Here is a 23,713-nt window from a genome sequence, read left to right as displayed (position 1 = left end):
AAGTTAGTTATGAAAAGACCTGTTTTTTGGGCAATATTACTAGGGCTTGCATTTATCATCATTTCCTCTAGTGTGTTTACGGTCAATGAGCGTAATTTCGCCTTGGTGTTTAAACTAGGTGAATGGCAGCGCACGGAGACAGAGCCGGGCCTAAAATTCAAAATGCCGGCCCCATTTGCTAATGTGGTATTCTTGGATAAGCGTATCCAGTCAATTGAATCCAGAGATGCTGAGCGCATTCAAACGTCAGAGAAAAAGAACTTAATTATCGACTCCTACGTTAAGTGGCGTATTTCTGATCCTCGTCTTTACTACATTTCTTTTGGTAACTCTACCCAAGCTGCGCAGGATCGTTTGGCCGCACAAATCCGTGATGCGCTTAACGCAGCGGTTAACGTACGAACTGTGAGAGCGGTGATTTCCTTTGATCGTGATGTGGTGATGCAGGAAATTTTGGCAAATATTTCTACTCGTGCGGCTCCGCTAGGTATCGAGGTGGTTGATGTGCGCTTAAAACGGATTGAGTTCTCAGCCGAGGTTTCTGATTCAGTCTATTCTCGTATGCAGGCTGAGCGTAAGCAGGAGGCGAATAGTCTTCGCGCCAGCGGGGCAGCAGAAAGTGAGCGTATTCGTGCGGAGGCGGATCGTCAAGTAGCCGAAATTATTGCTCAAGCGCAAGCCGAAGCCGAAGCGGTACGTGGTGCTGGCGATGCCGCAGCAACCAAAATTTATGCCGAAGCGTATTCGCAGCAGCCTGAGTTTTTTAGCTTTTTTAATAGCTTAAATGCTTATCGTTCATCTTTTGCTAATAAAGAAGATACGATCGTGGTTTCGCCGGATTCCAGCTTCTTTAAATACTTCGGTAATCCGGTTGGCGAGTAGATGGAGTAATGATGCGAGCTAGTAACTGGTTATTACCGGAATTTATTTCAGATATTCTACCGGCAGAGGCGCGTAGACTTGAGGAATTGCGTCGTCAGCTACTTGATTTGTATCGATGCAGTGGCTTTGAATTGGTGGCACCACCTTTAGTGGAGTTTACCGAGTCCCTTTTTGCTGGACAACGCAATGACTTACCACTTAAAACCGCTATACTAGTAGATCAATTGAGTGGTCGCACCATTGGTATTCGTCCCGATATTACCCCACAGGTGACGCGTATTGACGCACATTTACTTAATCGTCAGGGTGTAACGCGTCTCTGTTATTGTGGTGTGGCTTTTCATACTAAGCCCAACGATCTCATCGGGGACCGAGAATTGGTACAAATCGGTGCCGAGATATTTGGCTACGCAGGTATAGAAGCGGACTTACAGATTATCGGTTTGGCGCATCAAACCTTAAAAGTGGCCGGTGTTCATAATGCGACCTTGGATTTAAATCATCCCGGCATTATGCGAGCGCTGGTAGCCTCCCATCCCGTTTTAGAGTCTGAGGCTGATAAGTTGAACGCCTTTGTGCGCGAAAAAGCCATTACTAGTTTGCGGGTCTTTTTAAATCAGTTAGACGAGGTGCCTGAGGACATTAAAAAGGCACTCTTGGCATTACCCAATCTTTATGGTGGTAAAGAGGTGCTTGAGCAAGCGCGTCAATGCTTGCCTAAATTAGCCGAGATTGATAGCGCACTCAATGATCTAGAGCAGGTTGCACAGCGTTATCCAACGCTTAGCATCGATTTAGCTGATATTAGCGGCTATGATTATCACACGGGTATTAGCTTTGCTTTATATGCCGAGGGTTGGCACAATGCCTTAGTGCGTGGTGGTCGTTATGATAAGGTGGCTACGGCATTCGGCAGAGAGCGTCCTGCGACCGGTTTTAGTTTAAATTTGCGTAGTTTGGTCCAAGGATTAGCCCGCGCTGAGCCTGCTGAAGCGATTAAAACGCTTTGGACTGACGATGCGGCTCAGCTCGCCATCATCCAGCAGCTGCGCCAAGCGGGGCAGATTGTGGTACAGCTTTTTCCTAACACTGAGCAAACCATTGAGGAGTATGTCTTTACGCAAGAATTGGTCTTAGATAATGATCAATGGCAGTTAAAAAGCATTAATAATTAAATTACTGCCGAATATGCAATTTTTGCGATAGACTAGCATAGTTGCGGTTTTTTTTTTATCTAAAATATGAGCAAGAACGTTGTAGTGATAGGTACCCAATGGGGTGACGAAGGCAAGGGTAAGATTGTTGACTGGTTAGCAGAATCGGTGCATGGTGTGGTACGCTTCCAAGGTGGTCATAATGCCGGTCATACCTTATGGATTAACGGCGTTAAGACGGTATTACGTTTAATTCCATCAGGTATTATGCATCCACATACGGTCTGTTATATCGGTAATGGCGTGGTTTTATCCCCCGAGGCATTATTTTCGGAGATTAAGGAGCTTGAGAGTGCCGGTATTGATGTGCGCTCTCGCTTAAAGATTTCTGAAGCTTGCCCCTTGATCTTGCCTTATCATGTTGCCGTGGATAAGGCGCGTGAGGCTCAAAGCGGTGCCGATAAAATTGGCACCACGGGGCGCGGTATTGGTCCGGCCTATGAGGATAAAGTTGCGCGTCGTGCTTTGCGTGTGCAAGACTTGTTTATGCCAGAGGTATTCGAGAAGAAATTACGGGCGGCGGTGGATTATCATAATTCCATTTTAGAGCATCAATTACAGGTTGAGCCTATCTCATTTGCCGAGGTTAAGGCACTCTGTGAGGAGCTGGCTGAGGTGCTTGAGCCAATGGTGGCAGACGTATCGTATCTACTTTATGAGGCTAAAAAGGCGGGTAAGCGCCTATTATTTGAGGGTGCTCAGGGTGCTTTACTAGATATTGATCATGGTACTTATCCCTTTGTAACCAGTAGTAATTGCATTGCTGGTCAAGCCTCGGCAGGGGCTGGTGTGGGTCCGCAAGAGTTGCACTACGTGTTAGGTATTACGAAAGCGTATTGTACTCGCGTGGGTTCGGGGCCTTTCCCTTCGGAGTTGTTTTGTGATATCGGTAGGCATTTAGCCAAACAGGGTAATGAGTTTGGTGCGGTGACTGGCCGACCTCGTCGCTGTGGTTGGTTTGATGCCGCCGCGCTTAAGCGTTCAGTGATTATTAATGGCATTAATGGTCTTTGTGTTACCAAGCTTGATGTGCTGGATGGCTTAGAGGAAGTCGGTCTTTGCGTTGGTTATGAAATCGACGGCAAGCGTTTAGATGTGTTGCCTTATGGTGCTCACAAGGTAGCCGAGGCACAGCCCATTATCGAAATGATGCCAGGCTGGTCTGAAAGTACTGCGGGTATTAAGCGCTATGAAGATTTGCCTGAAAATGCACGTAAACTGGTAGCACGAATTGGTGAGTTATGTGATGTACCGGTAGCGATGATCTCTACTGGTCCTGAACGTTCAGAAACCATTATGCTAGATAATCCTTTCGGTTTATAATTAGCGCTCTTACGGATAATTTTAAAACAAAAGAGGGATTACACATGGGCATGCCACCAAGCACGGATAGAGACCTTTGGGTTAGTTGGAGTGATTATCACCGATTAATTGAACAACTAGCGCTCAAGGTGTATGAGTCAAAGTATCGCTTCGATGCCATTATTTGTTTAGCTCGCGGCGGTGTTAGGGTAGGTGATGTGTTATCCCGTATTTTTGATGTGCCCCTGGGTATTCTGGCGACAAGTAGTTATCGTGAGGCCGCGGGCACAGTGCAAGGTCATTTAGATATTGCTCAGTTTATTACTATCACACGTGGTAGTTTAGAGGGGCGTATTCTCTTGGTCGATGATATGGTGGATACGGGCTTTACTTTTCAAAAGGTCTATGAGCATTTGCTAAAGGAATTTCCGAGTATTGAGGAGATGCGTTCAGCCGTCCTATGGCTCAAGGGTCACGCTACTGTACAGCCAGATTATTACTGTGAGTATTTACCTACCAACCCTTGGATACACCAGCCGTTTGAGGATTATGATAGTTTACGCCCACATCAGTTAGAATCTTGGATTCGAAAGGGTACGAGTTCCGCAGATAGCTAGTTCTGTCGCTTAATCGCTCTACACCCCTTTATTTTCTGCTTTTTAAGCGGATAAGTATTAGATTTACTTGCTTTTTCTATGGTTTTAAGCTATAGTAGAGGGCTATTATTTTAGTTTCATTTATTAAACCTTTTTAGTTGATTGTCTATGCCACAAGTACGTATTAAAGATAATGAGCCGTTTGAAGTTGCTTTACGCCGCTTTAAGCGCACAATTGAGAAAACTGGTCTTTTAACTGAGTTGCGCGCTCGCGAATTCTACGAAAAGCCTACCGCTGAGCGTAAGCGTAAAAAAGCTGCTGCCGTTAAGCGTCACTACAAGCGCATCCGCAGCCAGCAATTGCCTCCACGTATGTACTAATTGATGTACTAAACGAGTAATTATCGTTATATTATTCTGAGTTGATTCCTGAAGACTTTATACAGGAGCTACTTGCACGAGTTGATATTGTTGATGTTGTCGGCAAGTATGTTCAACTAAAAAAAGGCGGCCAAAATCTCCAGGGACTTTGCCCCTTTCATCAAGAAAAAACACCTTCATTTACCGTGAGCCCTACGAAGCAGTTTTATCACTGCTTTGGTTGTGGTGCTCACGGTACTGCTATTCGTTTTGTCATGGATCATGTGGGCCTGAGTTTCCCCGATGCCGTACGGCATTTGGCGGACTCGGTCGGTATGGTGGTGCCTCAACCGAATTATAGCCCTGAGGCGCGAGCTCGTTTTAAAGCACGTAAAACACGCTATGACCTATTGCATGAGGCCTTAGATAAGGCACAAAACTTTTATCATCATCAATTAAGTCAATATCGTCCTGCGCAGGATTATCTGTTGCAGCGCGGCTTAACGCCTGAAGTTGCTCAGCGCTTTGGATTAGGTTGGAGCGGCAGCGAGCGTCAGAATCTGCGACATGTTTTTGAAGACTATGCTGATGAGATCTTAATTGACGCAGGTATTGTTATTCAAAACGAGCAAGGCTTGCGTTATGATCGCTTTCGTGAGCGCATTACCTTTCCAATCTACAATCAACGGGGTCGTATCATCGGTTTCGGGGGGCGTATCATTGGCAAAGGGCAGCCTAAATACCTTAACTCGCCTGAGACTGAGCTATTCCATAAGGGTAGCGAGCTCTACGGCTTATGGGAAAACCGACAAGGTATTCGTAAGGCTGCCACCGTGCTAGTGGTGGAGGGCTATATGGATGTGGTGTCCTTGGCTCGTTATGGTATTGACTATGCTGTAGCCACGCTTGGCACCGCAACCACGGCCGATCATATTAATAAATTAGTCAAAGTAACGAATCGCATTGTTTTTTGCTTTGACGGCGATGCCGCAGGCCAACGAGCGGCATGGCGTGCCTTGACGACTTCTTTGCCTTTATTGCGAGATGATATTGCTTTACGCTTTTTGTTTTTACCGAAAGAGCATGATCCCGACTCCTTTGTGCAAGCCTATGGCTTAAAGAAGTTTGATGAAAAGGTGAGTGAGGCTCAGCCTTTGTCAGCCTTTTTTTTAGAGACACTGGCAGCGGATTACAATTTAAATGAGGCGGAGGGTAGGGCGGCTTGTCTTAATGCAGCGATTAGCTTAGTCGATCAAATACCGACCTCAACGATTCGCACCCAAATTGAAAAAGAATTGGCACGCTTAGTACGTTTTACTGCCGATGAGTTTAGCGTGGTCTTACAGCGTCATCAAGCGGGTAAAAATAGTACAACTAGTGTGCACTCAATGGCATCATCTAGCGCTAGTGAGCCGCTGCCCGAGCGTGTTGCGCCGACTGCGCCGTTGTCGGAGCATGCTACTCAAACAAGGAACACTAGCAGCTATCGTGCCACCCCCACTTACCAACGTGCTCGACCCAAAGCTGATGCTATCCGTCAGCCGATGCCTTTAGCGCGCCAGCTATTGAGCCTATTAGCGAATCATCCGAGCCTTTTGGATAAGATTGGGGAGCGACAGCTTGAAATTCTGCGTCAACATCCCCATATGGAAGTTGTCGTTGAGTTTATCAGCTTTGCTTTTCGTAGTGGGGCACGTCATATTGGTTCTCTGATACAGCAAGCAGAACATGGAAGCCCGCTTCATCAGCTCCTACTCTCATTAGGCAAAGATAGCTCAAGCATTGAGGCACTCCCAAATCCTGAGGCGGAGTGGAACGATGCACTTAAAAAGCTTGAACTGGATATTTTACAAGCTGAAATCAATACATTAATAAGCTCAGGGATGGAAACAGAAAGTGAACGGCGGCGTTATATGGCGGTGCTAGCGCGTTTTAATTTTCTAAAGTCTTAAGCAGTTCATGCTACAATATTTAGTTATTTTACCGCCGAAACTTATGTTGACAGGGTACTCATTAAATGGTTAATAAAACTAGCACTACAAAAAAAGTGGCTGCCAAAAAAGCAGCATCAAAAGCATCCGAGTCTATTGATGAGACTATCAAAACTACGACAGCGTCAACTGAGGATGTAAGCGGCGCCGTTGCAAAAAAAGCGGCAAAAAAAACTACCGCTAAAAAAGCAACGGCCAAAAAAGCCACTGCAAAGAAAGCGGCAGCAAAAAAGGTTGCCGCCAAAAAAGCGGTTGCTAAGAAAGCACCAGCAAAAAAAGCGGCTGCTAAAACCGTCCCTGAAATTAAAGCGGCTCCAGCTACCAGTGATGATTTCGATGATGATTTCGATGGTGAATTATCGGATGATTTCGATGCCGATGGTGATTACGATGAGTATGATGATGCGGATGAAATCGTTGATGTAGATGAGGACTTAGACGAGGTTGCGGCGACATCTACTAAGAGCCGTGCTGCCAAGGCAGGACGTAAGAGTCGTTCCGGCCGTGGGGCTGGCGGCAGTTCACGTAATGCCTCTCCTGAAATGTTGGAGGAGCGTCGTAGCCGCCTTAGACAGTTGATTAAGCTGGGTAAGGATCGGGGTTATCTGACCTTTAGTGATATTAATGACACCATGTCGGATGATCTGGTAGATACCGATGCGATGGATAGCATTATCGGCACCTTCGACGAGATGGGGATTAAGGTCTACGACCAAGCGCCTAGTGCTGAGGATTTATTACTGAGCGATGCCAATCCTATCAGCGATGATGACGATGTTGAGGATGAGGCTGAGGTTGCATTAACCACGGTAGATTCAGATTTCGGTCGTACCACAGATCCGGTGCGCATGTACATGCGTGAAATGGGTCAAATCAACCTCTTGGATCGCGAGGGTGAGATTGAAATCGCTAAGCGTATCGAAGACGGTTTAAAGCACATGGTGATGGCCATCGCAACTTTCCCTGCAACCATTGAAGAAATTCTCAATAGCATCACCAAGGTACGTGAGGGTGAAGCTGCCATTGATGACTTTGTTGATGGCTTAATTAACGAAGAGGGCGAGGATTACGCAGGCTCTGGTGTGACTGCTGAGGGTGAAGAGGCGCAAACCGGTGCGATGAGCTCTAAGCAAATCGAAAATCTTGAGCTTCAAACCTTAGAAAAGTTCGATATTATTGAGCAATGCTATAAAAAAATGCAGGCCGAGGTTGATGCCGGCAATATTCGCTCCAAAGTATATTTGGAGGAGCAGGCTAATATGCTTGATGAGTTGGTCGGTATACGCTTTACCGCAAAAATGACGGAGTCCTTATGTGACTTGCTACGTCATAAAATGGAGAGTGTGCGGGCCTTAGAGCGTTCGATTTTAGCTACGGTAGTGGACCGTGTGAAGATGCCACGTTCTGATTTTATCTCTACTTTCCATGGTAATGAGACGAATCTTGATTGGGTCCATCAGGTACTTGCTAAAAAGCCACCCTATGCAGAGGTTTTAGAACGTGCCATTCCTGATATTCAAGATGATCAGAAAAAGATTCTCGAGATCGAAGACGAGATGATGATGTCAGTGCAAGAGCTAAAAGAGATCAATCGTCGTATGGTTAATGGTGAGAATAAAGCCAAAAAGGCCAAGAGCGAGATGATTCAGGCAAACTTGCGTCTGGTGATTTCGATCGCTAAAAAGTACACGAACCGTGGCTTGCAATTCCTGGATCTGATCCAAGAGGGTAATATCGGTTTGATGAAAGCGGTTGATAAGTTTGAGTATCGTCGCGGTTATAAGTTCTCAACCTATGCTACTTGGTGGATTCGTCAAGCGATCACTCGTTCCATTGCGGATCAGGCGCGGACAATTCGGATTCCGGTGCATATGATTGAGACAATCAATAAGATGAACCGTATTACACGTCAAATTCTCCAAGAAACTGGTGCGGAACCTGATCCAGCAACAATTGCCCAGAAAATGGATATTACCGAGGATAGAGTTCGCAAGATTCTTAAAATTGCCAAAGAACCTATTTCTATGGAAACACCAATAGGTGATGACGATGATTCACATTTAGGTGATTTTATTGAAGACACAACCACCATGTCGCCGGAGGAGGCCTCTACTTATAAATCCATGCAGGAGGTATTTGATGAGGTACTGAACTCCTTAACTGAACGCGAGGGTAAGGTACTCCGTATGCGCTTTGGTATTGGTCTAAGCTCTGATCAAACACTAGAAGAGGTGGGTAAGCAGTTTGATGTAACACGTGAACGTATTCGTCAGATTGAGGCAAAGGCCTTGCGTAAATTGCGCCATCCAAGTCGTGCAGATAAGTTAAAAAGCTTCCTAGATAGCGACAACTCTAACTAGTGATTTTTTGTTATTCATCTGATCTTAAAGCCGAGAGTGAGCCCCCTCATGACTCGGCTTTTTTACTGTATCTATGTATTACCGAGCACAACATGCATAATGAAAATGATATTGTGATGTCAATCAAGGGCATCAGTAAATCCTACGATAATGGCTTTACCGCATTAAAAGAAGTGAATTTAGATATCCATCGGGGCGAAATTCTAGCCCTTTTAGGTCCGAACGGTGCAGGTAAAACCACGCTTATCGGTATTATCACTGGCTTGGTCAAGGCGAGTTCGGGTGAGGTGGTAATGAATGGATTAAATACCATGCAACATCAGCGCCAATTACGTCAAAAAATTGGTTTGGTGCCTCAAGAACTGCTGACAGAGTCTTTTGAAACCGTGTTAAACACGGTGCGTTTTAGTCGAGGTTTATTTGGCTTAGCACCTAATCCCGCATTTGAGGAACAGTTGCTGAAGGATTTATCGTTGTGGGACAAGCGTCACAATAAAATTCTCAGCCTCTCGGGTGGTATGAAGCGGCGCGTGTTAATTGCTAAGGCTTTAATTCATGAGCCGGAGGTTTTATTTTTGGATGAACCAACGGCTGGCGTCGATGTGGAGTTACGCCATGACTTATGGCGTATGATACGTCGCCTTTCCCAAGACGAGTCATTAACTGTGATTTTGACCACGCATTATATTGAAGAGGCCGAGGATATGGCGGACCGAATTGCGGTGATTAATGCGGGTGAAATTATGCTGGTCGAAGAAAAGGAGAGGCTGATGCAACAATTTGGGAAAAAAACACTGCGCATCAAGCTAAAAGAGCCACTTACCGAGTTGCCCAAAGCGTTGCAGGAGGCTGCCTTGGAGTTGGTGGATAATGGACAAAGCCTGCTGTATACCTATCATCAAGATGGTGACGTGGCTAATCAGGACGGTGCTAGTTTATCAGAGCTACTCAGCTTATTATCGGCCAATAATATAGAAATTCTGGATTTGATCTCGCAGAAAAGCAGTTTAGAAGAGATTTTTGTTTCTTTGCTGGAGAATCAAGATGGCGCAGCGAAAGCGCTTAAGGAGTAGGGATGAATTTTTTTGCAATTAAAGCGATTTATCGTTTTGAAATGGCGCGTGCTTTACGTACTTTTTGGCAAAGTATTTTTTCACCGGTGATAACGACTTCATTATACTTTATCGTTTTTGGTGCAGCGATGGGCTCTAGAATCGGTGATATCTCAGATGTCAGCTATGGCGCTTTTATTGTACCGGGCTTATTAATGATGTCTTTGCTAGGCCAAAGTGTCAGCAATGCCTCTTTTGGGATTTATATGCCGCGTTGGAATGGGGCGATTTATGAGGTATTATCAGCACCGATTAATGCAATGGAAATTATGCTCGGCTATGTCGGCGCTGCAGCCACAAAAAGTATTATTTTGGCTATTTTGATTTTAGTCACTGCTCGTCTTTTTGTGGATTATAGTATTCAGCACCCAGTCTGGATGGTGATCTTTTTACTACTGACAGTGATTAGCTTTAGTATGTTCGGATTTATCATCGGTCTCTGGGCGGATAGTTTTGAGAAGCTACAAGTCATTCCTTTAATGGTATTGACACCCTTAACTTTCTTAGGCGGTGCCTTTTATTCAATAGACATGCTCCCCGGTATTTGGAAAACGATTGCCTTATTCAATCCGGTGGTTTATTTAATTAGTGGTTTCCGTTGGAGCTTCTATGGGGTATCTGATGTTAATCATATCTTGAGTTTTGGGATTATTCTCGCTGTATTATGTGCGTGTAGCGTATTAATCACTATTATTTTCAAAACCGGGTATAGACTAAGACCGTAGTCATGGTAGGCGGTGGTCAATGAGTTTATAGTAATGAGCGATATTGGATTTTTCTGATATCGCTTTTTTGTTAAAAATACGTTTTTTTGTGCTTGTCTCATGAAAAAAATCGGGGTGATTTTTTTACAATTGATCGTTTTTTTCTTGGCTGTGCTGATACATATGTTTTTTTGGCTTAGGTATGAAGCATACTTTCCTGTTTATCCTGAGTGGTTTATTCATTTGGTGCTCAGAATTTGCCAAATAAGTCAAAGATACTGCGGTCAAGAGACGCTTTACGACTTGTATTTCTTGAGCGGTTCCATTATTAATGTCAGCGTACTTGCGCTAAGTATCTATTTGATTTATCGTTTTTTAAAATCAAAGCAAAAAGCCGATAGCAGTACTTAGTCTGTCTATCGGCTTTGCGTTTTAGTCAAAATGACAAGCTACTTATTATCTTCCACTTTACGTAGATGTGGGAAGAAGAGTACATCACGGATGCTGGCGCTATCGCTTAAAAGCATAATTAAGCGGTCAATCCCGATACCACAACCACCGGTGGGTGCCATACCATATTCTAAGGCACGAATATAATCAGCATCGTAGAACATGGCTTCTTCATCACCCGCATCCTTTGCTTCAACCTGTGCTAGGAAGCGTTGTGCTTGATCTTCAGGGTCGTTTAACTCCGAGAAACCATTGGCGATTTCACGACCTGTAATAAAGAGCTCAAAACGCTCAGTAATGTCAGGATTATCATCCGAAGCACGTGATAGTGGGGATACCTCAGCCGGGTAGTCAATGATAAAGGTAGGATGCCATAGTTTACTCTCTGCCGTTTCTTCAAAAAGCGCCAACTGTAAAGCACCTAAGCCAGCACGACTTAATACCGGGCCATCCACTTCTGAGCCTAACAACTTTCTTAATTCATTGCGTACAAAGTCGACGTCTTGTAATTGGGCTTCAGTGTATTCTGGCGCATGCTTTAAAATGGCTTGGATAATAGTTAGCCGCTCAAATGGCTTGGATAAATCCAGTGCTTGACCTTGATAGCTTAGCTCCTGCGTGCCTAGGGTGCGTTGCGCAACCTCGCGAATCACAAATTCGGTAAAATCCATCACCCAGCGATAATCACGGTAAGCAGCATAGAACTCCATCATGGTAAATTCCGGATTATGGCGCGGGCTGACCCCCTCATTACGGAAGTTACGATTAAGTTCAAACACACGTTCAAAGCCACCCACGATCAGACGCTTTAAATAAAGCTCTGGTGCAATGCGTAAGTACATATCCATGTCTAAGGCATTGTGGTGGGTAATAAAGGGTTTGGCCGCAGCGCCCCCAGGAATCGGGTGTAGCATTGGCGTTTCCACTTCCATAAAGTGATGCTCCGCCATGATCTGACGTAGGTTATTGAGCGCTTTACTGCGGGTGCGGAAAGTCTGACGTGTTTGCTCGTTCATAATCAGATCGACATAGCGCTGACGATAACGAATTTCTTGATCGGACAAACCGTGGAATTTATCTGGTAGTGGGCGCAAGGACTTTGAAATCAGACGCAAGCGATTAGCATGAATGGATAATTCACCGCGATTAGTTTTAAACACGCGTCCTTCAACCGCTAAAATATCACCAATATCCATGTGCTTAAAGGCCTCGTAGGCCTCCTCGCCAATGGCTTTTTTATCTAAGTAAATCTGGATGCGACCGCTACTATCTTGGAGAGTTGCAAAGCTCGCTTTACCCATAACGCGCTTTAGCATCATACGGCCGGCAACCTTAGCTGGATTAGCTTGGGGGTCAAGCACTTCTTTTTCTAAATCATCATATTTAGCGTGTAAATCAGCAGCATGGTCTGCGGGTACGAAATCATTAGGGTAGGCTTGTCCCTGCTGACGTAACTCGGCTAACTTTTGACGACGTTCGGCAATTAAACGGTTCTCATCAAGTTGGCCTTCAGCAGTGGCTGTGCTATTTTCTTGTTCTGACATATTTAAATTCCTTGTTTTAAGCTGGCCTCAATAAAGGGGTCTAAATCCCCATCCAGCACCTTTTGTGTATTTGAAACTTCAACTCCAGTGCGCAAGTCCTTGATGCGACTTTGATCCAGTACGTAAGAACGAATCTGATTACCCCAGCCTACATCACTTTTAGCATCTTCGACGGCTTGTAGTTCACTTTGACGCTTGCGCATTTCATACTCATAAAGCTTAGAACGCAACATGGACATGGCTTCGGCTTTATTACGATGTTGAGAACGGTCGTTTTGGCACTGCACCACAATACCCGTAGGATTGTGCGTAATACGCACAGCTGAGTCGGTACGGTTCACGTGTTGGCCACCAGCTCCACTGGCGCGAAAGGTGTCGATACGTAAGTCGGCAGGGTTAATTTCAACCTCAATTGAGTCGTCAATTTCCGGATAAACATAAATGCTGGCAAATGATGTATGTCTGCCCTGAGCCGAATCAAAAGGGCTTTTACGTACCAAACGATGAACCCCGGTTTCAGTTCTTAAAAAACCGTAAGCATAGTCACCCTCAATTTTAAGTGTGGCGGATTTAATACCGGCCACGTCACCATCGGACTCTTCGAGTACCTCGGCTTTAAAATCCTTATGCTCACAATAGCGCAAATACTGTCTTAATAGCATCGATGCCCAATCCTGGGCTTCGGTACCGCCGGCACCGGCCTGAATGTCTAAAAAACAGTTTAAGGGATCAGCGGGATTAGAGAACATCCTTCTGAACTCAAAATCTTCAATGATTTTGGCGTAGCCAGCCACGCTTTTCTCAAGGGCAGCAAAGGCTTCCTCATCATTTTCATCAATAATCAAATCAAGTAACTCTTGGCTATCCTGCAAATTGACTTTAAGCTTGTCTAGTACTAACACTACATCATCTAGGCTCTTTTTCTCCTTGCTGATAGCTTGAGCTTTTTCTGGCTCATTCCAAAGTTCGGGATTTTCAAGCTCTAAATTAACCACTTGTAAGCGTTGCCACTTACCTTCGTAGTCAAAGATACCCCCGTAAACCGGCTTCTCGTTCGATTAAATCATCAATTTCAGCAGCCAAACTATTTTGCTTTTCGGCTTCCATGGATTATTCCTTTAAGTGTAAAATATATTATCTCTTCTAAACCCTATATTTTACAGGGTTTAGCAGCTTTTTGGGCAAAGTAGAAAGGTTTAAATGCTAAGGACTTGGTGGGTTAGAGATGTTTCTATAAGCGCCACCTACTGTACCTACCATCTCATCAATTGCGCCGCGAGGATTTGGGTGAGCGCAAGCAAGGAGCGTACTTAGCAGTCCTAGCAGTAATGCTTTAGTCAAGGTATTCATATCCATTTGAATCAAGATCGATAGGCACAAAAGCTAATCACTGAACCGCCGTGTAAGCTTCTGCATGTTGTATCAGTAATTGTACATTGACTTGCCCATTCCATTCATTGGCTTTCAGCTCATAAACCACACGTGCCATCTCTGGTAGTAGTTCTGTATGATTAAACCAAATGGCGTCATATAGCACCTGATCTTTTTCCAGTCGTAGCTTTAAATGCTTATCTTTGAGGATGCGTTGGGAACGCACGATAAATACATCATTAAAGCAGGGCGGCGGAAAACCGGCACCCCATACTTGTTGATCTAGTAAAGTGGCCACCCGGCTGCTCGCATGTTCAGTAGCAAGCGGACCATCGGTTTCAATCACAGAGGCAAAGCTGCTTTTACCGCTCATCGTGATAATGGCTTCGTGTAAGGCGAGCTTAAAAGCCTCAAAGTCTTCTTGGCGAATACTTAAACCGGCTGCCATGGCATGACCACCAAATTTTAAAATCATCTCAGGATGACGTTTAGAAACCAAATCTAATACATCTCTTAGGTGTATCTCTGGAATAGAGCGTCCAGAGCCACGCAGCTCACCATTATCGGCTGGTGCAAAGGCGATTACCGGGCGCCAAAACTTTTCTTTAAGGCGTGAGGCAACGATGCCAACCACACCCTGATGCCAATCCTCCTTATAAACAGCAATGGAGGCTAAGGGGGTAGCATTTTGCTCCTCTTCTTGGGCTAATGATTCCAAGGCCTGCTCATTCATTTCCTGTTCGATATGGCGACGCTCTTGGTTGATTTTATCGAGTGCCTGAGCTAGTTGCATCGCTTCTGCTTCATCTTCGGTGATTAAGCAACGAATACCAATGCTCATATCGGCTAGACGTCCAGCGGCATTAATTCGAGGACCGATTCTAAAGCCTAAATCACTGGCACTGGCTTGATGATAACTGGTACCAGATACCTCAAACAGGGCTCGTATGCCGGGGCGCATCAGTCCTCTGCGCATGCGTTCAAGACCTTGGCTTACTAGAATACGATTATTTGCATCTAGCTTGACCACGTCAGCCACTGTACCGAGGGCCACTAAATCCGCTAAGCTGTCTAAACGGGGCTGATTAGTTGCATCAAAATGACCACGCTGCTTTAATTCGGCCCGCAACGCCATGAGTAAGTAGTACATCACCCCCACGCCGGCCAGGTTTTTTGATGGAAAATGGCAATCCGCTTGGTTAGGATTAACAATGGCTAAGGCAGCGGGCAATTCATCCCCGGGTAGGTGGTGATCCGTCACAATCACATCAATGCCTTGTGCTTGGGCATAATTCACGCCATCGACACTGGCAATGCCATTGTCCACGGTAATAATCATGTCAGGTAGCTCATCGTAACGTGCCAAAATCAGATCAATGACTTCACGTGATAGACCATAACCCGTCTCAAAGCGATTGGGTACCATGAAGTCGACCGTAGCGCCCATAGCTTTAAGCCCACAGATTGCTACTGCGCAGGCAGTGGCACCGTCACAATCGTAATCAGCGACAATCAAGAGGCGCTTATTTTGTTCAATGGCATCAGCAATCAACTGTGCCGCTTTTTGGTTTTGGCTCAGTTGCTGGGGATGGATTAATTGATTCCAACGGTAGTCGGTTTGGCTTGCGGATTGTACACCGCGCGCTGCATATAAACGGGCGAGTAGGGGGTGTAGGCCGCTCGCCTCAAGTGCTTGACTATGTGCTGTTGAGCCTTGACGCTCTTTGATTATGACTGATGCCACCATGATTTCCAATGATTTGATTGTTTAAAGGTATTGACTGTGCGTTGCCAGAGGCTCAATGGTTGAAGCTTGATTAACTGATCGTAGCCGGCCAATAAAAACCGGCTGCTTTTGGGAACCGCAGTAACGGGTCCTCGATAAATAATTGGCGCGTGGCTATCCGCCTCATCCTGCCCTGGTTTTAAACTATTAAATGGGTTATCAGCCTTGGCCTTGGCTGCGGCACGGGCGTGATGGTATTGGGCACTTTGGACCGTGTTAATATCCGCTTCAAGTTGCGGCAACAGATCAAGCCATTGGCCCCAATTCTCATTGCGATAGGCTTGCTCTAAGGTAGTAATCACGGCATAGGGAGATAAGGGAGTCGCCTGAATTTGCTTAGGATGTACACCGCCGTATAGCCACGGGCTGTTAATTTCTTTCAGTCCTTGAGCCTTGCGCTGCTGATTGACCTCATGCTCATGCCAAAGCATTTGCACTTCGTTTAGCAATTGGCGTAAGGACTGATTTTTGTCGTCTTTAGGCCAATAGTCGTGTAATTCTTTATACGATAATAGATTTGGTGTGGCAATACTGCCGGCAAAGGATTGGGGCAGGGAAATGACCCAATGATCGGCATGAATTGCAATTAATTTAATTTTTTTCTCAGCAAATAGATATTTGACCGCTTCAAATAATGCTAAGCTTTGCTCTTTAGTTATCTGTAGCTCATGACTTGGGAACAAGCGTGTACTTTGGAAGTCTATGTGTATATTACAGAGGGCTAGCGTGTAAATGCCGTGATAGTCATCAATGCGTTGCGTCTGATAATCCAAACTTGGCAACGCATCCGCATAGCGTTGACCGGCAATGGGGTTAAAATCCTGCTGTTGCACCTGATAGTATTCCGCTGGGGTGCAGCCAATCAGCTCACTATCAAGTTGATAGCGAGTCGGCTGATGCTGCTGTAAGCGCTTAATAAAGGCCGAGTCTTGAGGGATTTCTTTGATAAGCGCAGTTGCGATGCGCTTTGGTGGTAGTGCACCGGTAATAATAATTTCCATCATATAATTGTAATAGTTAACGCAGTAGAAAGGTTTAAAGTGTTCAAAACACCATATGAATTATGGATCGGTAGTCGTTATGCCGGTTTAACTCGTTCGCGCGGGCGCGGTAAGCGTCGTGACGGCTTTGTGTCATTTGTAGCCGGTAGTTCCATGGCCGGTATTGCTTTGGGTGTGGCCGCGCTCATCGTCGTGATGTCGGTGATGAATGGCTTCCAAGTGCAAGTCCGAGATCGTATGTTATCAGTTATTCCCCATATACAGGTCTTTCAAGCAGATGTGGATGCAGTGACAGGCTTAGAAAAATGGCAAGAAATTGCTGCTATTGCACAGCAAAACCCCCATGTTATCGGTGCCTCGGCCTTTGTTTCGTCGAGCGGTATGCTGAGCCGAGGCGATACCTTACGTGGGGTAGAAATCCGCGGTATTGATCCGCTCAATGAGCATCAGGTCTCTGATTTGCCTAAGCAAATGATTGCCGGTGAGTTGGCAAGCTTAGAAAAAGGCTCTTTTAATATTGTGCTCGGTCGTTATTTGGCTAATATGTTGGGTGCCTATGTGGGGGATACGGTGCTGTTAATGTCGCCTCAAGGCTCAATTAACCCATCGGGTTTTGCCCCTAGAATGCGCCAATTTACCGTATCCGGCATTTTCTCATCGGATCATTATGAGTACGACTCCTCCATGGCCTTTATCAGCGTGGATGATGCAGCGATTTTATTTAGGGACAAGGGCTTAGCCGGCGCCCGTTTGCGCATTAAGGATATGCTCAAGGCACAAACGGTGGCCGATGAGCTGTTAGTTTCTATGCCTGCAGGTTTGGTCGTCAGAGATTGGACGCAGGATAATCGCACTTGGTTTGCAGCGGTTAAAACTGAGAAGCGTATGATGTTTTTGATTTTAACCTTAATTGTGGCGGTGGCTGCCTTTAATTTACTGTCATCTTTAGTGATGGCGGTTAAAGATAAGCAGTCGGATATTGCGATTTTACGTACTTTGGGTGTGAGTCCTTTTTCTATCGCAAAAATCTTTTTGGTGCAGGGGTCCTTAATCGGTATTATCGGCACCTTCTTGGGGGTCGTGTTGGGTTGTTTGATTGCCTATCATATTGATGTGATTATTCCGGCGATTGAAGGGCTGTTCGGTGTGCAATTTTTGGATCCGAGCATTTACTTTATTACCCAATTACCATCCGAGCCGGTGCCTCATGATATTTTAGTGGTGGCTGTGGTGTCTTTGGTGCTGTCGTTATTGGCTACACTGTACCCAAGTATTCGAGCTTCACGTTTACAACCAGCGGAGGTGCTACGTCATGACTAATTCCGTAGCTAATCAAGCCGTGATTATCGCCAAGGATGTGACCAAGGTCTACCATGACGGTAGGGAAGAGTTGCAAATACTTAGTGGTGTTAATATCTCAGTGGCTTTGGGCGAGATGCTAGCCATTGTTGGCGCATCTGGTTCAGGTAAAAGTACCTTATTGCATATTCTTGGCTTATTGGATAAACCAAGCTCTGGTGAGGTATTAATTGACGGCCAAAGTAGTCACAATTTATCGGAGCATGAGCGTAGTCTTATCCGCAATCGTAAATTAGGCTTTGTCTATCAATTCCATCATTTATTGCCCGAGTTCTCAGCCTTGGATAATGTCGCCATGCCCTTAATTGTACGCCGGATGCCGCGCTCAGAAGCACGCGAACAGGCGGCTGAGGTGCTTGAAAAAGTGGGCCTAGCAGAGCGCATATTGCATAACCCCGGCCAATTATCTGGTGGTGAAAGGCAGCGTGTGGCCCTAGCACGTGCTTTAGTGACGCAGCCTTTATGTTTGTTGGCAGATGAACCTACTGGTAATCTTGACAGCCGCACAGCGGCCAATATGTTTGATTTGCTAGTGCAGATTCGTCAAGATTTTAATACTGCTTTTATTATTGTGACTCACGATCAGAAATTAGCTGATTTAGCCGACCGTCAACTCCTGATGGAGCGTGGGGTGCTATCAGCCGCTAGATAAGAGTTATATTAAATTCTGATGCCTATGTTGATCGATAGCCACTGCCATTTAGATGATGCTTTGTTTGACTCTGACCGCGAGGATGTGATTCAATCTGCACAGTCTGCTGGTGTCAAAGCTATTATTATCCCAGCCGTGATGCAGGCAAATTTTGCTGTGGTACGACAAGTGGCGCAGCAATTCGAGGGTGGTTTTTATACCTTGGGTATTCACCCGATGTGTGTGCAGCAAAGTGATGAGGAGGATTTAGACTTTTTGGCAGATGCGGTAAAGGAATCCATGTCAGATCCACGTTTTGTTGGTATCGGTGAGATAGGACTGGATTTTTTTATCAAGAACATTGCTGAGGGTGAGCCGCGTCAAAAGCAAGAATATTTTTATAATGAACAATTAAAGTTAGCTCGACGTTATGATTTCCCCGTGCTACTGCATGTGCGCCGTTCACAGGATATCATTTTGAAGTATTTGCGTCGTTATGATGATTTACGAGGCATTGCGCATGCCTTTAACGGGAGTGAGCAGCAAGCTAATCAGCTGATTGAATTAGGTTATTTACTTGGCATTGGTGGCGCCATGACTTTTGAACGTGCCAAACAAATACGCGCTCACGCCACACGTTATGATTTGAGTCATTATGCCCTGGAGACCGATTCTCCGGATATTGCGCCTGCGTGGTTGGGGTCGCACACAGCCCGTAATACACCTGCTCAGGTCAAGGGGATTGCCGAAGCCTTTGCTGTGCTTAGAGGGCAGAGTTTAGCAGAGATACATCAACAAACAGGGGAAAATGTCTTAAACACTTTCCCCAAAATCAAAGCGTTATTGATTTAACACAAGTGCTGGATTAGTACATGTGTAAACCGCCGTTGATAGCGATATTGGCACCGGTCATAAAGCCTGCGCTTTCAGAGCAGATATAGGCGACTAATTCACCGATCTCCTCAGGCTTACCTAAACGACGCATCGGGATTTGTGGGATGATTTGCTCATTCACAATCTCTTGAGGCATTTGAGCTACCATCTCAGTCATGATATAACCCGGTGATACCGTGTTAACGGTAATGCCTTTAGCCGCAAACTCTAAGGCTAAGGTTTTGCTAAAGCCATACATACCGGATTTAGCAGAAGAGTAGTTAGCTTGACCAAACTGACCCTTGCTACCATTGACCGAAGAAATGGTCACAATACGACCCCACTTGGATTCAAGCATATCATCAATGACTTGCTTAGTGACATTAAATACTGAATCTAAGTTAGTACGTAATACGGCTTCCCAGTCTTCATAAGACATTTTGCGGAATGAACGATCCTTGGTGATACCGGCGTTATTAACCAAAATATCAATTTTGAAACCATCCGCATGAATTTTTTCAACCATTTGCTGACAAGATTCAAAATCGGCAACGTCAACAGCATAAGCTTTAAAATCATAGCCGTCTTCTTTTTGCTTGGCGAGCCACTCAGTGGGATTGTCGGATACATAGTAGGCAACTAGTACTTGATGACCGCGATCGGCAAGTGAACGAGCGATAGCAGTACCTAAACCGCCAATACCGCCGGTAACCAAAGCTGTTCTTTTTGTTTCACTAGTCAAAACACTTCTCCTAAAAAGGTTAATTAATAACGTGTTAATACTTATCTAAATAATAACAAGTTATTATGAAAATAATGTTGCAACGCAACAAAAAAAGTTCGAAATTTAAGCTTCGTCAAAGGATAAACAGGGGAGAAATTCACCGCTTTTTGGGTTTCTATAGTACAAAATACCGGAGGCGATACCAAAGTAGGCCCCGTGTAGAAATAAATCACCGCTTTCTACACGTTCCTTAACCGTTGGGAAGGTCATTAGATTATTAAGACTATGCTCAACCACACCTAATTCAATTTGACGAATCCAAGAGACCTCATCCTCTTCAGCTTCGGGGCGTGGACCGATTTTATCCACCACACCTTTGATTTGCGACATCCATTTGCCGATAAAATCACTTTTTGAAAGCGGGGCGATTTTATTCGCATAGGCGCGCACACCGCCACAGTTAGCGTGACCTAAGACCACAATATGACGTACACGCAGTGCATTGGTTGCGTATTCGACCGCCGCAGAGGTGCCATGTTGGGTGTCGGCATTAGAGTGACCGCTCTCGACTGAGGGCACTAAATTAGCAATATTACGAATGACAAAGAGTTCACCCGGTCCAGCGCCGAAAATAATCTCCGGTGCTACGCGTGAGTCACCACAGCTGATGACCATAATTTCAGGGACCTGTCCCTGCTCACCGAGTTGCTTATAGAGATGGCGCTCCTTTTCCATGCGCCCGTTAAGGAAGTCGTTATAACCGTTAATTAATCGTTGGGGAAACATAGTTAAAAAGATTAAGTTAATACCCTTATATTTTACACTGCAGCACACCATTTCTCTTTAAAAAAGCCGCTTTGAATGGACAAATTTAGCCGCTGGTGAACTATGTAATTGCTGTTGCAGTAGCCTAAGCCTATGGATGACAGGGTTTGGAAAGATGGTAATTTGGTTTTTAATGATCTTGTCGGCGCTTAGTGGTTTTGTGGTAGTGCAGCAATTACCAAGTTTGGTGGCACTTACTAACTTATTGTGGGCCTTTGGCCTTTGTTTAGTGAGTGGCTTGTATATTACTTTTTTTAGTACTTGGCGTGCTGAATTACGGCAGCCCTTAGTGTTGCTTATGAGCTGTTTGTTGCTGTTTTTAATGAGTTTTACTTATGCCACGTGGCGTGCAGAAACTAGACTAGCTGATGCACTGGCGCCCCAGCATGATAATCAAGTATCTAAATTGGTAGTAGAAGTCAGTGATCTAGTGAACTACGGTGATAGCTATTTACAGTTTGCGGCGCGCGTTCTGAGCTCTAGGCCAGCAAGCGGGATTCCTAAGCAGGTGTATTTGCGTTGGTCCTTTGGCGCTTTTAGTGGACCTTATCAGCAAAGACCACCACTGCAAGAGCCCATGCCTGAAATTAAACCGGGTGAGATCTGGGAATTTTCGGTGTTATTAAGAAAACCTTATGCGGCCTTTAATCCAGGGCAAGGGGATATGCTGAGTTATCGCTTTGCGAATAATCAGCGTGCGATTGGTACGATTAAGGGGCAAGGCAAACGTCTGGCTGAGCAAGGGGATTGGCGTTGGTCTATAGAAGTAGCGCGCTGGCGCCATGAGTTACGTAAGACAATGAATCGTTACTTAGTCGATAAGCGCTATGGTGCCGTTATGATCGCTTTGGTGATGGGTGATCAAGCAGCGATTTCGCAAGAGGATTGGCGCCTATTTAATCGGGCTGGATTAACCCATTTGGTTTCAATCAGCGGCACCCATATTACGATGCTTAGTTCTTTAGCCGCTTTGCTCAGCCTAATGTTGTTACGCCGTTGCTCCTTGGCTACAAAACTGTTGGCTGAGCGTGTGGCAGCACAGCGTTTAGCGGCTATCGTTGCTCTCTTTGTTGCTTTTTTATACTGTCAAGTAGCGGGCTGGGGTGTGCCAGCACAGCGCAGCTTTTTTATGCTGTTGATTTTTTTTGTAAATTGGCTATTTGCTTTGCAATGGTCTATTCAAATGGTGCTTAGTCTCGCGGCCTTATTCATATTAGTACTTGATCCGTGGGCATTGATGAGTATTGGCTTTTGGCTTTCCTTTGCGGCTATGTTGCTGCTAGTTACTCTTCTCAAAGAAGTGGCTAAAGGGCAGAATCTCAAGCAACGATTACAGTTCGCTATACGCTCATGGCTGCGGGCGCAGCTTGCGGTGTTTGTCGGCTTAGCTCCCTTATTAGCTTTGCTGTTTAATCAAATTTCATTGATTTCACCGATAGCCAATGCCTACGCTATTTTTATCATCGGTACTGTAATCACGCCCGCAAGTTTACTGCTAGCCTTTACCTCACAATTTGATGCCTTAGCCTTTATTAACCAAGCGCTTGCTGATGCCGTGCATTTTTTATTGTACTTAACGCTGACACTCAGTGCCAAACTGGCGGCCTGGCCTTATGCCTTATTAGATGTGTCAATGCTTTCAAAAGCAGCTGTGGTGTTTGCCTCGATGGCGTTCTTGCTGTTACTTAAGGTAGGTTTATCTAAATGGACTGTGCTTGCGATGTTGTCTTTTGTGCCGATTGTTAGTGGCAGCGGTAGTACTAAGGAGCTTTTAAAGGCAGGGGAATGGCAAGCCCATGTGTTGGATATCGGTCAGGGTAGTGCAGTTTTAATCAGTACCGAAAATAAGCATTGGTTATTTGATTTAGGACCTCGTACCTCCTATGAACATGAGGCTTCTAATCGTATTACGATACCGGTCTTAAGAGCTTTGGGTGTTAAACATCTGGATTATGTTGTGGTCTCGCATAGTGACCTGGATCATGTGGGTGGTTTTTCTGAATTGATTAGTCAAGTGTCAGTCGGGCATGTGTTTGCCTCTTTTCGAGTGGATCAGTGGCTTAATCAGGAGGAACAGGTATTTGCTAAGGACTATAGTCCATTAAATTCCGCACTTAAGGCAGAGGCTTGTTATGCTGGGCAGCAGTTCGAGCACGATGGGGTGCGTTTTAGCTTTATTTGGCCTGAGCCCCTGGATACCTTACCGCTTAGCGCAAAAAGTGCCAATGCAGAGAGCTGTGTGTTATTAGTTGAGGGGCGCTACCATAAGTTGTTGCTTACTGGCGATATTGATAAAGGTGTGGAAAATAAACTGCTGGTGGCACAGCGTTTGCCACCGGTGGATGTGATGGTGGTTGCTCATCATGGTTCAAAAACCTCTTCCTCTAAGGCTTTTGTAGAGCATAGCCAAGCGACGATAGCGATTGCTCAAGCAGGGCATTATAACCGCTATCATCACCCTGATCCGCAAGTGGTCCGTCAATGGCAGCAAGCAGGCAGTCTTTTTTACAGCACCATTGATAGCGGCGCCATCCGGGTGCAGTCACGTGCCTTGGGTCTATTGCATCAAGCAGAAAAAGAGCAACGAAAGCGTTATTGGCATTAAAGGACTATAATAGAACAAGCTTA

General features: G+C 45.3%; 19 protein-coding genes. 13 read left to right on the top strand and 6 right to left on the bottom strand.

Features of this window, described 5'->3' with window-relative positions:
* The first annotated feature begins 9 nt into the window (after positions 1 to 9).
* From hflC to HMPREF3144_RS09870, 9 genes are all read left to right on the top strand, one after another.
* Complete coding sequence (gene hflC / locus HMPREF3144_RS09910) at positions 10 to 882, top strand: protease modulator HflC (RefSeq protein WP_018026025.1); 873 nt, start codon at positions 10 to 12, stop codon at positions 880 to 882.
* Positions 883 to 893: 11 nt separating this feature from the next.
* Positions 894 to 2,057, top strand: coding sequence for an ATP phosphoribosyltransferase regulatory subunit (locus HMPREF3144_RS09905; RefSeq protein WP_070477718.1), 1,164 nt, complete (start codon positions 894 to 896; stop codon positions 2,055 to 2,057).
* A gap of 66 nt (positions 2,058 to 2,123) precedes the next feature.
* Entirely contained in the window at positions 2,124 to 3,419 is a 1,296-nt protein-coding gene (locus HMPREF3144_RS09900) for an adenylosuccinate synthase (protein ID WP_018026027.1), read from the top strand.
* A gap of 44 nt (positions 3,420 to 3,463) precedes the next feature.
* Positions 3,464 to 4,015, top strand: a complete 552-nt coding sequence (locus tag HMPREF3144_RS09895; RefSeq protein WP_018026028.1) for a phosphoribosyltransferase — start codon at positions 3,464 to 3,466, stop codon at positions 4,013 to 4,015.
* Positions 4,016 to 4,162: 147 nt separating this feature from the next.
* Positions 4,163 to 4,375, top strand: coding sequence for a 30S ribosomal protein S21 (rpsU, locus tag HMPREF3144_RS09890; protein WP_018026029.1), 213 nt, complete (start codon positions 4,163 to 4,165; stop codon positions 4,373 to 4,375).
* Positions 4,376 to 4,416: 41 nt separating this feature from the next.
* Positions 4,417 to 6,306, top strand: a complete 1,890-nt coding sequence (gene dnaG, locus HMPREF3144_RS09885) for a DNA primase (RefSeq protein WP_070477716.1) — start codon at positions 4,417 to 4,419, stop codon at positions 6,304 to 6,306.
* A 65-nt stretch (positions 6,307 to 6,371) separates the two neighbouring features.
* The gene (gene rpoD / locus HMPREF3144_RS09880) at positions 6,372 to 8,705 is read left to right on the top strand and encodes an RNA polymerase sigma factor RpoD (RefSeq protein ID WP_070477714.1); all 2,334 of its coding nucleotides are present in this window, start codon (positions 6,372 to 6,374) and stop codon (positions 8,703 to 8,705) included.
* Positions 8,706 to 8,797: 92 nt separating this feature from the next.
* The gene (locus HMPREF3144_RS09875) at positions 8,798 to 9,778 is read left to right on the top strand and encodes an ABC transporter ATP-binding protein (RefSeq protein WP_070469265.1); all 981 of its coding nucleotides are present in this window, start codon (positions 8,798 to 8,800) and stop codon (positions 9,776 to 9,778) included.
* Between the two features lie 2 nt (positions 9,779 to 9,780).
* Positions 9,781 to 10,542, top strand: a complete 762-nt coding sequence (locus HMPREF3144_RS09870; protein ID WP_070477712.1) for an ABC transporter permease — start codon at positions 9,781 to 9,783, stop codon at positions 10,540 to 10,542.
* Positions 10,543 to 10,970: 428 nt separating this feature from the next.
* Here the strand turns inward: HMPREF3144_RS09870 and lysS are convergent, their stop codons facing one another.
* The 4 genes from lysS to HMPREF3144_RS09845 all read right to left on the bottom strand — a co-directional run bounded on the left by lysS (position 10,971) and on the right by HMPREF3144_RS09845 (position 16,676).
* Positions 10,971 to 12,515: a lysine--tRNA ligase gene (gene lysS / locus HMPREF3144_RS09860; RefSeq protein WP_070477707.1), complete on the bottom strand. Its 1,545-nt coding sequence runs from the start codon at positions 12,513 to 12,515 to the stop codon at positions 10,971 to 10,973.
* 2 nt (positions 12,516 to 12,517) lie between these two features.
* Positions 12,518 to 13,622, bottom strand: a protein-coding gene (gene prfB / locus HMPREF3144_RS09855) for a peptide chain release factor 2 (RefSeq protein ID WP_102705923.1) whose coding sequence is annotated in 2 segments (ribosomal slippage) — positions 12,518 to 13,540 and positions 13,542 to 13,622 — 1,104 coding nt in all. Because the reading frame shifts where the segments join, the coding sequence is not laid out codon by codon here.
* Positions 13,623 to 13,902: 280 nt separating this feature from the next.
* Positions 13,903 to 15,633, bottom strand: coding sequence for a single-stranded-DNA-specific exonuclease RecJ (gene recJ, locus HMPREF3144_RS09850; protein ID WP_070477705.1), 1,731 nt, complete (start codon positions 15,631 to 15,633; stop codon positions 13,903 to 13,905).
* Positions 15,615 to 16,676 (bottom strand): hypothetical protein, encoded by a 1,062-nt coding sequence (locus tag HMPREF3144_RS09845; RefSeq protein WP_244912587.1) that lies wholly within the window; start codon positions 16,674 to 16,676, stop codon positions 15,615 to 15,617. The genes recJ and HMPREF3144_RS09845 overlap by 19 nt, the downstream gene beginning before the upstream one ends.
* A 36-nt stretch (positions 16,677 to 16,712) precedes the next feature.
* Here HMPREF3144_RS09845 and HMPREF3144_RS09840 point away from each other — a divergent pair, with 36 nt between their 5' ends.
* Genes HMPREF3144_RS09840 through HMPREF3144_RS09830 form a run of 3 tightly spaced genes read left to right on the top strand, consistent with a single transcriptional unit; the run spans position 16,713 to position 19,515 of the window.
* Positions 16,713 to 17,993 (top strand): lipoprotein-releasing ABC transporter permease subunit, encoded by a 1,281-nt coding sequence (locus HMPREF3144_RS09840; protein ID WP_036557664.1) that lies wholly within the window; start codon positions 16,713 to 16,715, stop codon positions 17,991 to 17,993.
* The gene (locus HMPREF3144_RS09835) at positions 17,986 to 18,684 is read left to right on the top strand and encodes an ABC transporter ATP-binding protein (RefSeq protein WP_070477700.1); all 699 of its coding nucleotides are present in this window, start codon (positions 17,986 to 17,988) and stop codon (positions 18,682 to 18,684) included. The genes HMPREF3144_RS09840 and HMPREF3144_RS09835 overlap by 8 nt, the downstream gene beginning before the upstream one ends.
* A 24-nt stretch (positions 18,685 to 18,708) precedes the next feature.
* The gene (locus tag HMPREF3144_RS09830) at positions 18,709 to 19,515 is read left to right on the top strand and encodes a TatD family hydrolase (RefSeq protein WP_070477697.1); all 807 of its coding nucleotides are present in this window, start codon (positions 18,709 to 18,711) and stop codon (positions 19,513 to 19,515) included.
* A gap of 13 nt (positions 19,516 to 19,528) precedes the next feature.
* Here the strand turns inward: HMPREF3144_RS09830 and phbB are convergent, their stop codons facing one another.
* Together phbB and HMPREF3144_RS09820 are read right to left on the bottom strand one after the other, a co-directional pair.
* Positions 19,529 to 20,278, bottom strand: coding sequence for an acetoacetyl-CoA reductase (phbB, locus tag HMPREF3144_RS09825; protein WP_018026042.1), 750 nt, complete (start codon positions 20,276 to 20,278; stop codon positions 19,529 to 19,531).
* A 105-nt stretch (positions 20,279 to 20,383) separates the two neighbouring features.
* Positions 20,384 to 21,046: a carbonic anhydrase gene (locus HMPREF3144_RS09820; RefSeq protein ID WP_070477738.1), complete on the bottom strand. Its 663-nt coding sequence runs from the start codon at positions 21,044 to 21,046 to the stop codon at positions 20,384 to 20,386.
* 154 nt (positions 21,047 to 21,200) lie between these two features.
* Between HMPREF3144_RS09820 and HMPREF3144_RS09815 the strand changes: the two genes are divergently transcribed.
* Complete coding sequence (locus HMPREF3144_RS09815) at positions 21,201 to 23,690, top strand: DNA internalization-related competence protein ComEC/Rec2 (RefSeq protein WP_070477695.1); 2,490 nt, start codon at positions 21,201 to 21,203, stop codon at positions 23,688 to 23,690.
* Positions 23,691 to 23,713 lie beyond the last annotated feature (23 nt).

The organism is Oligella sp. HMSC05A10, assembly GCF_001808335.1.
GTDB lineage: Bacteria > Pseudomonadota > Gammaproteobacteria > Burkholderiales > Burkholderiaceae_B > Oligella > Oligella urethralis.
This window is presented reverse-complemented; position numbering and strand designations above follow the sequence as displayed.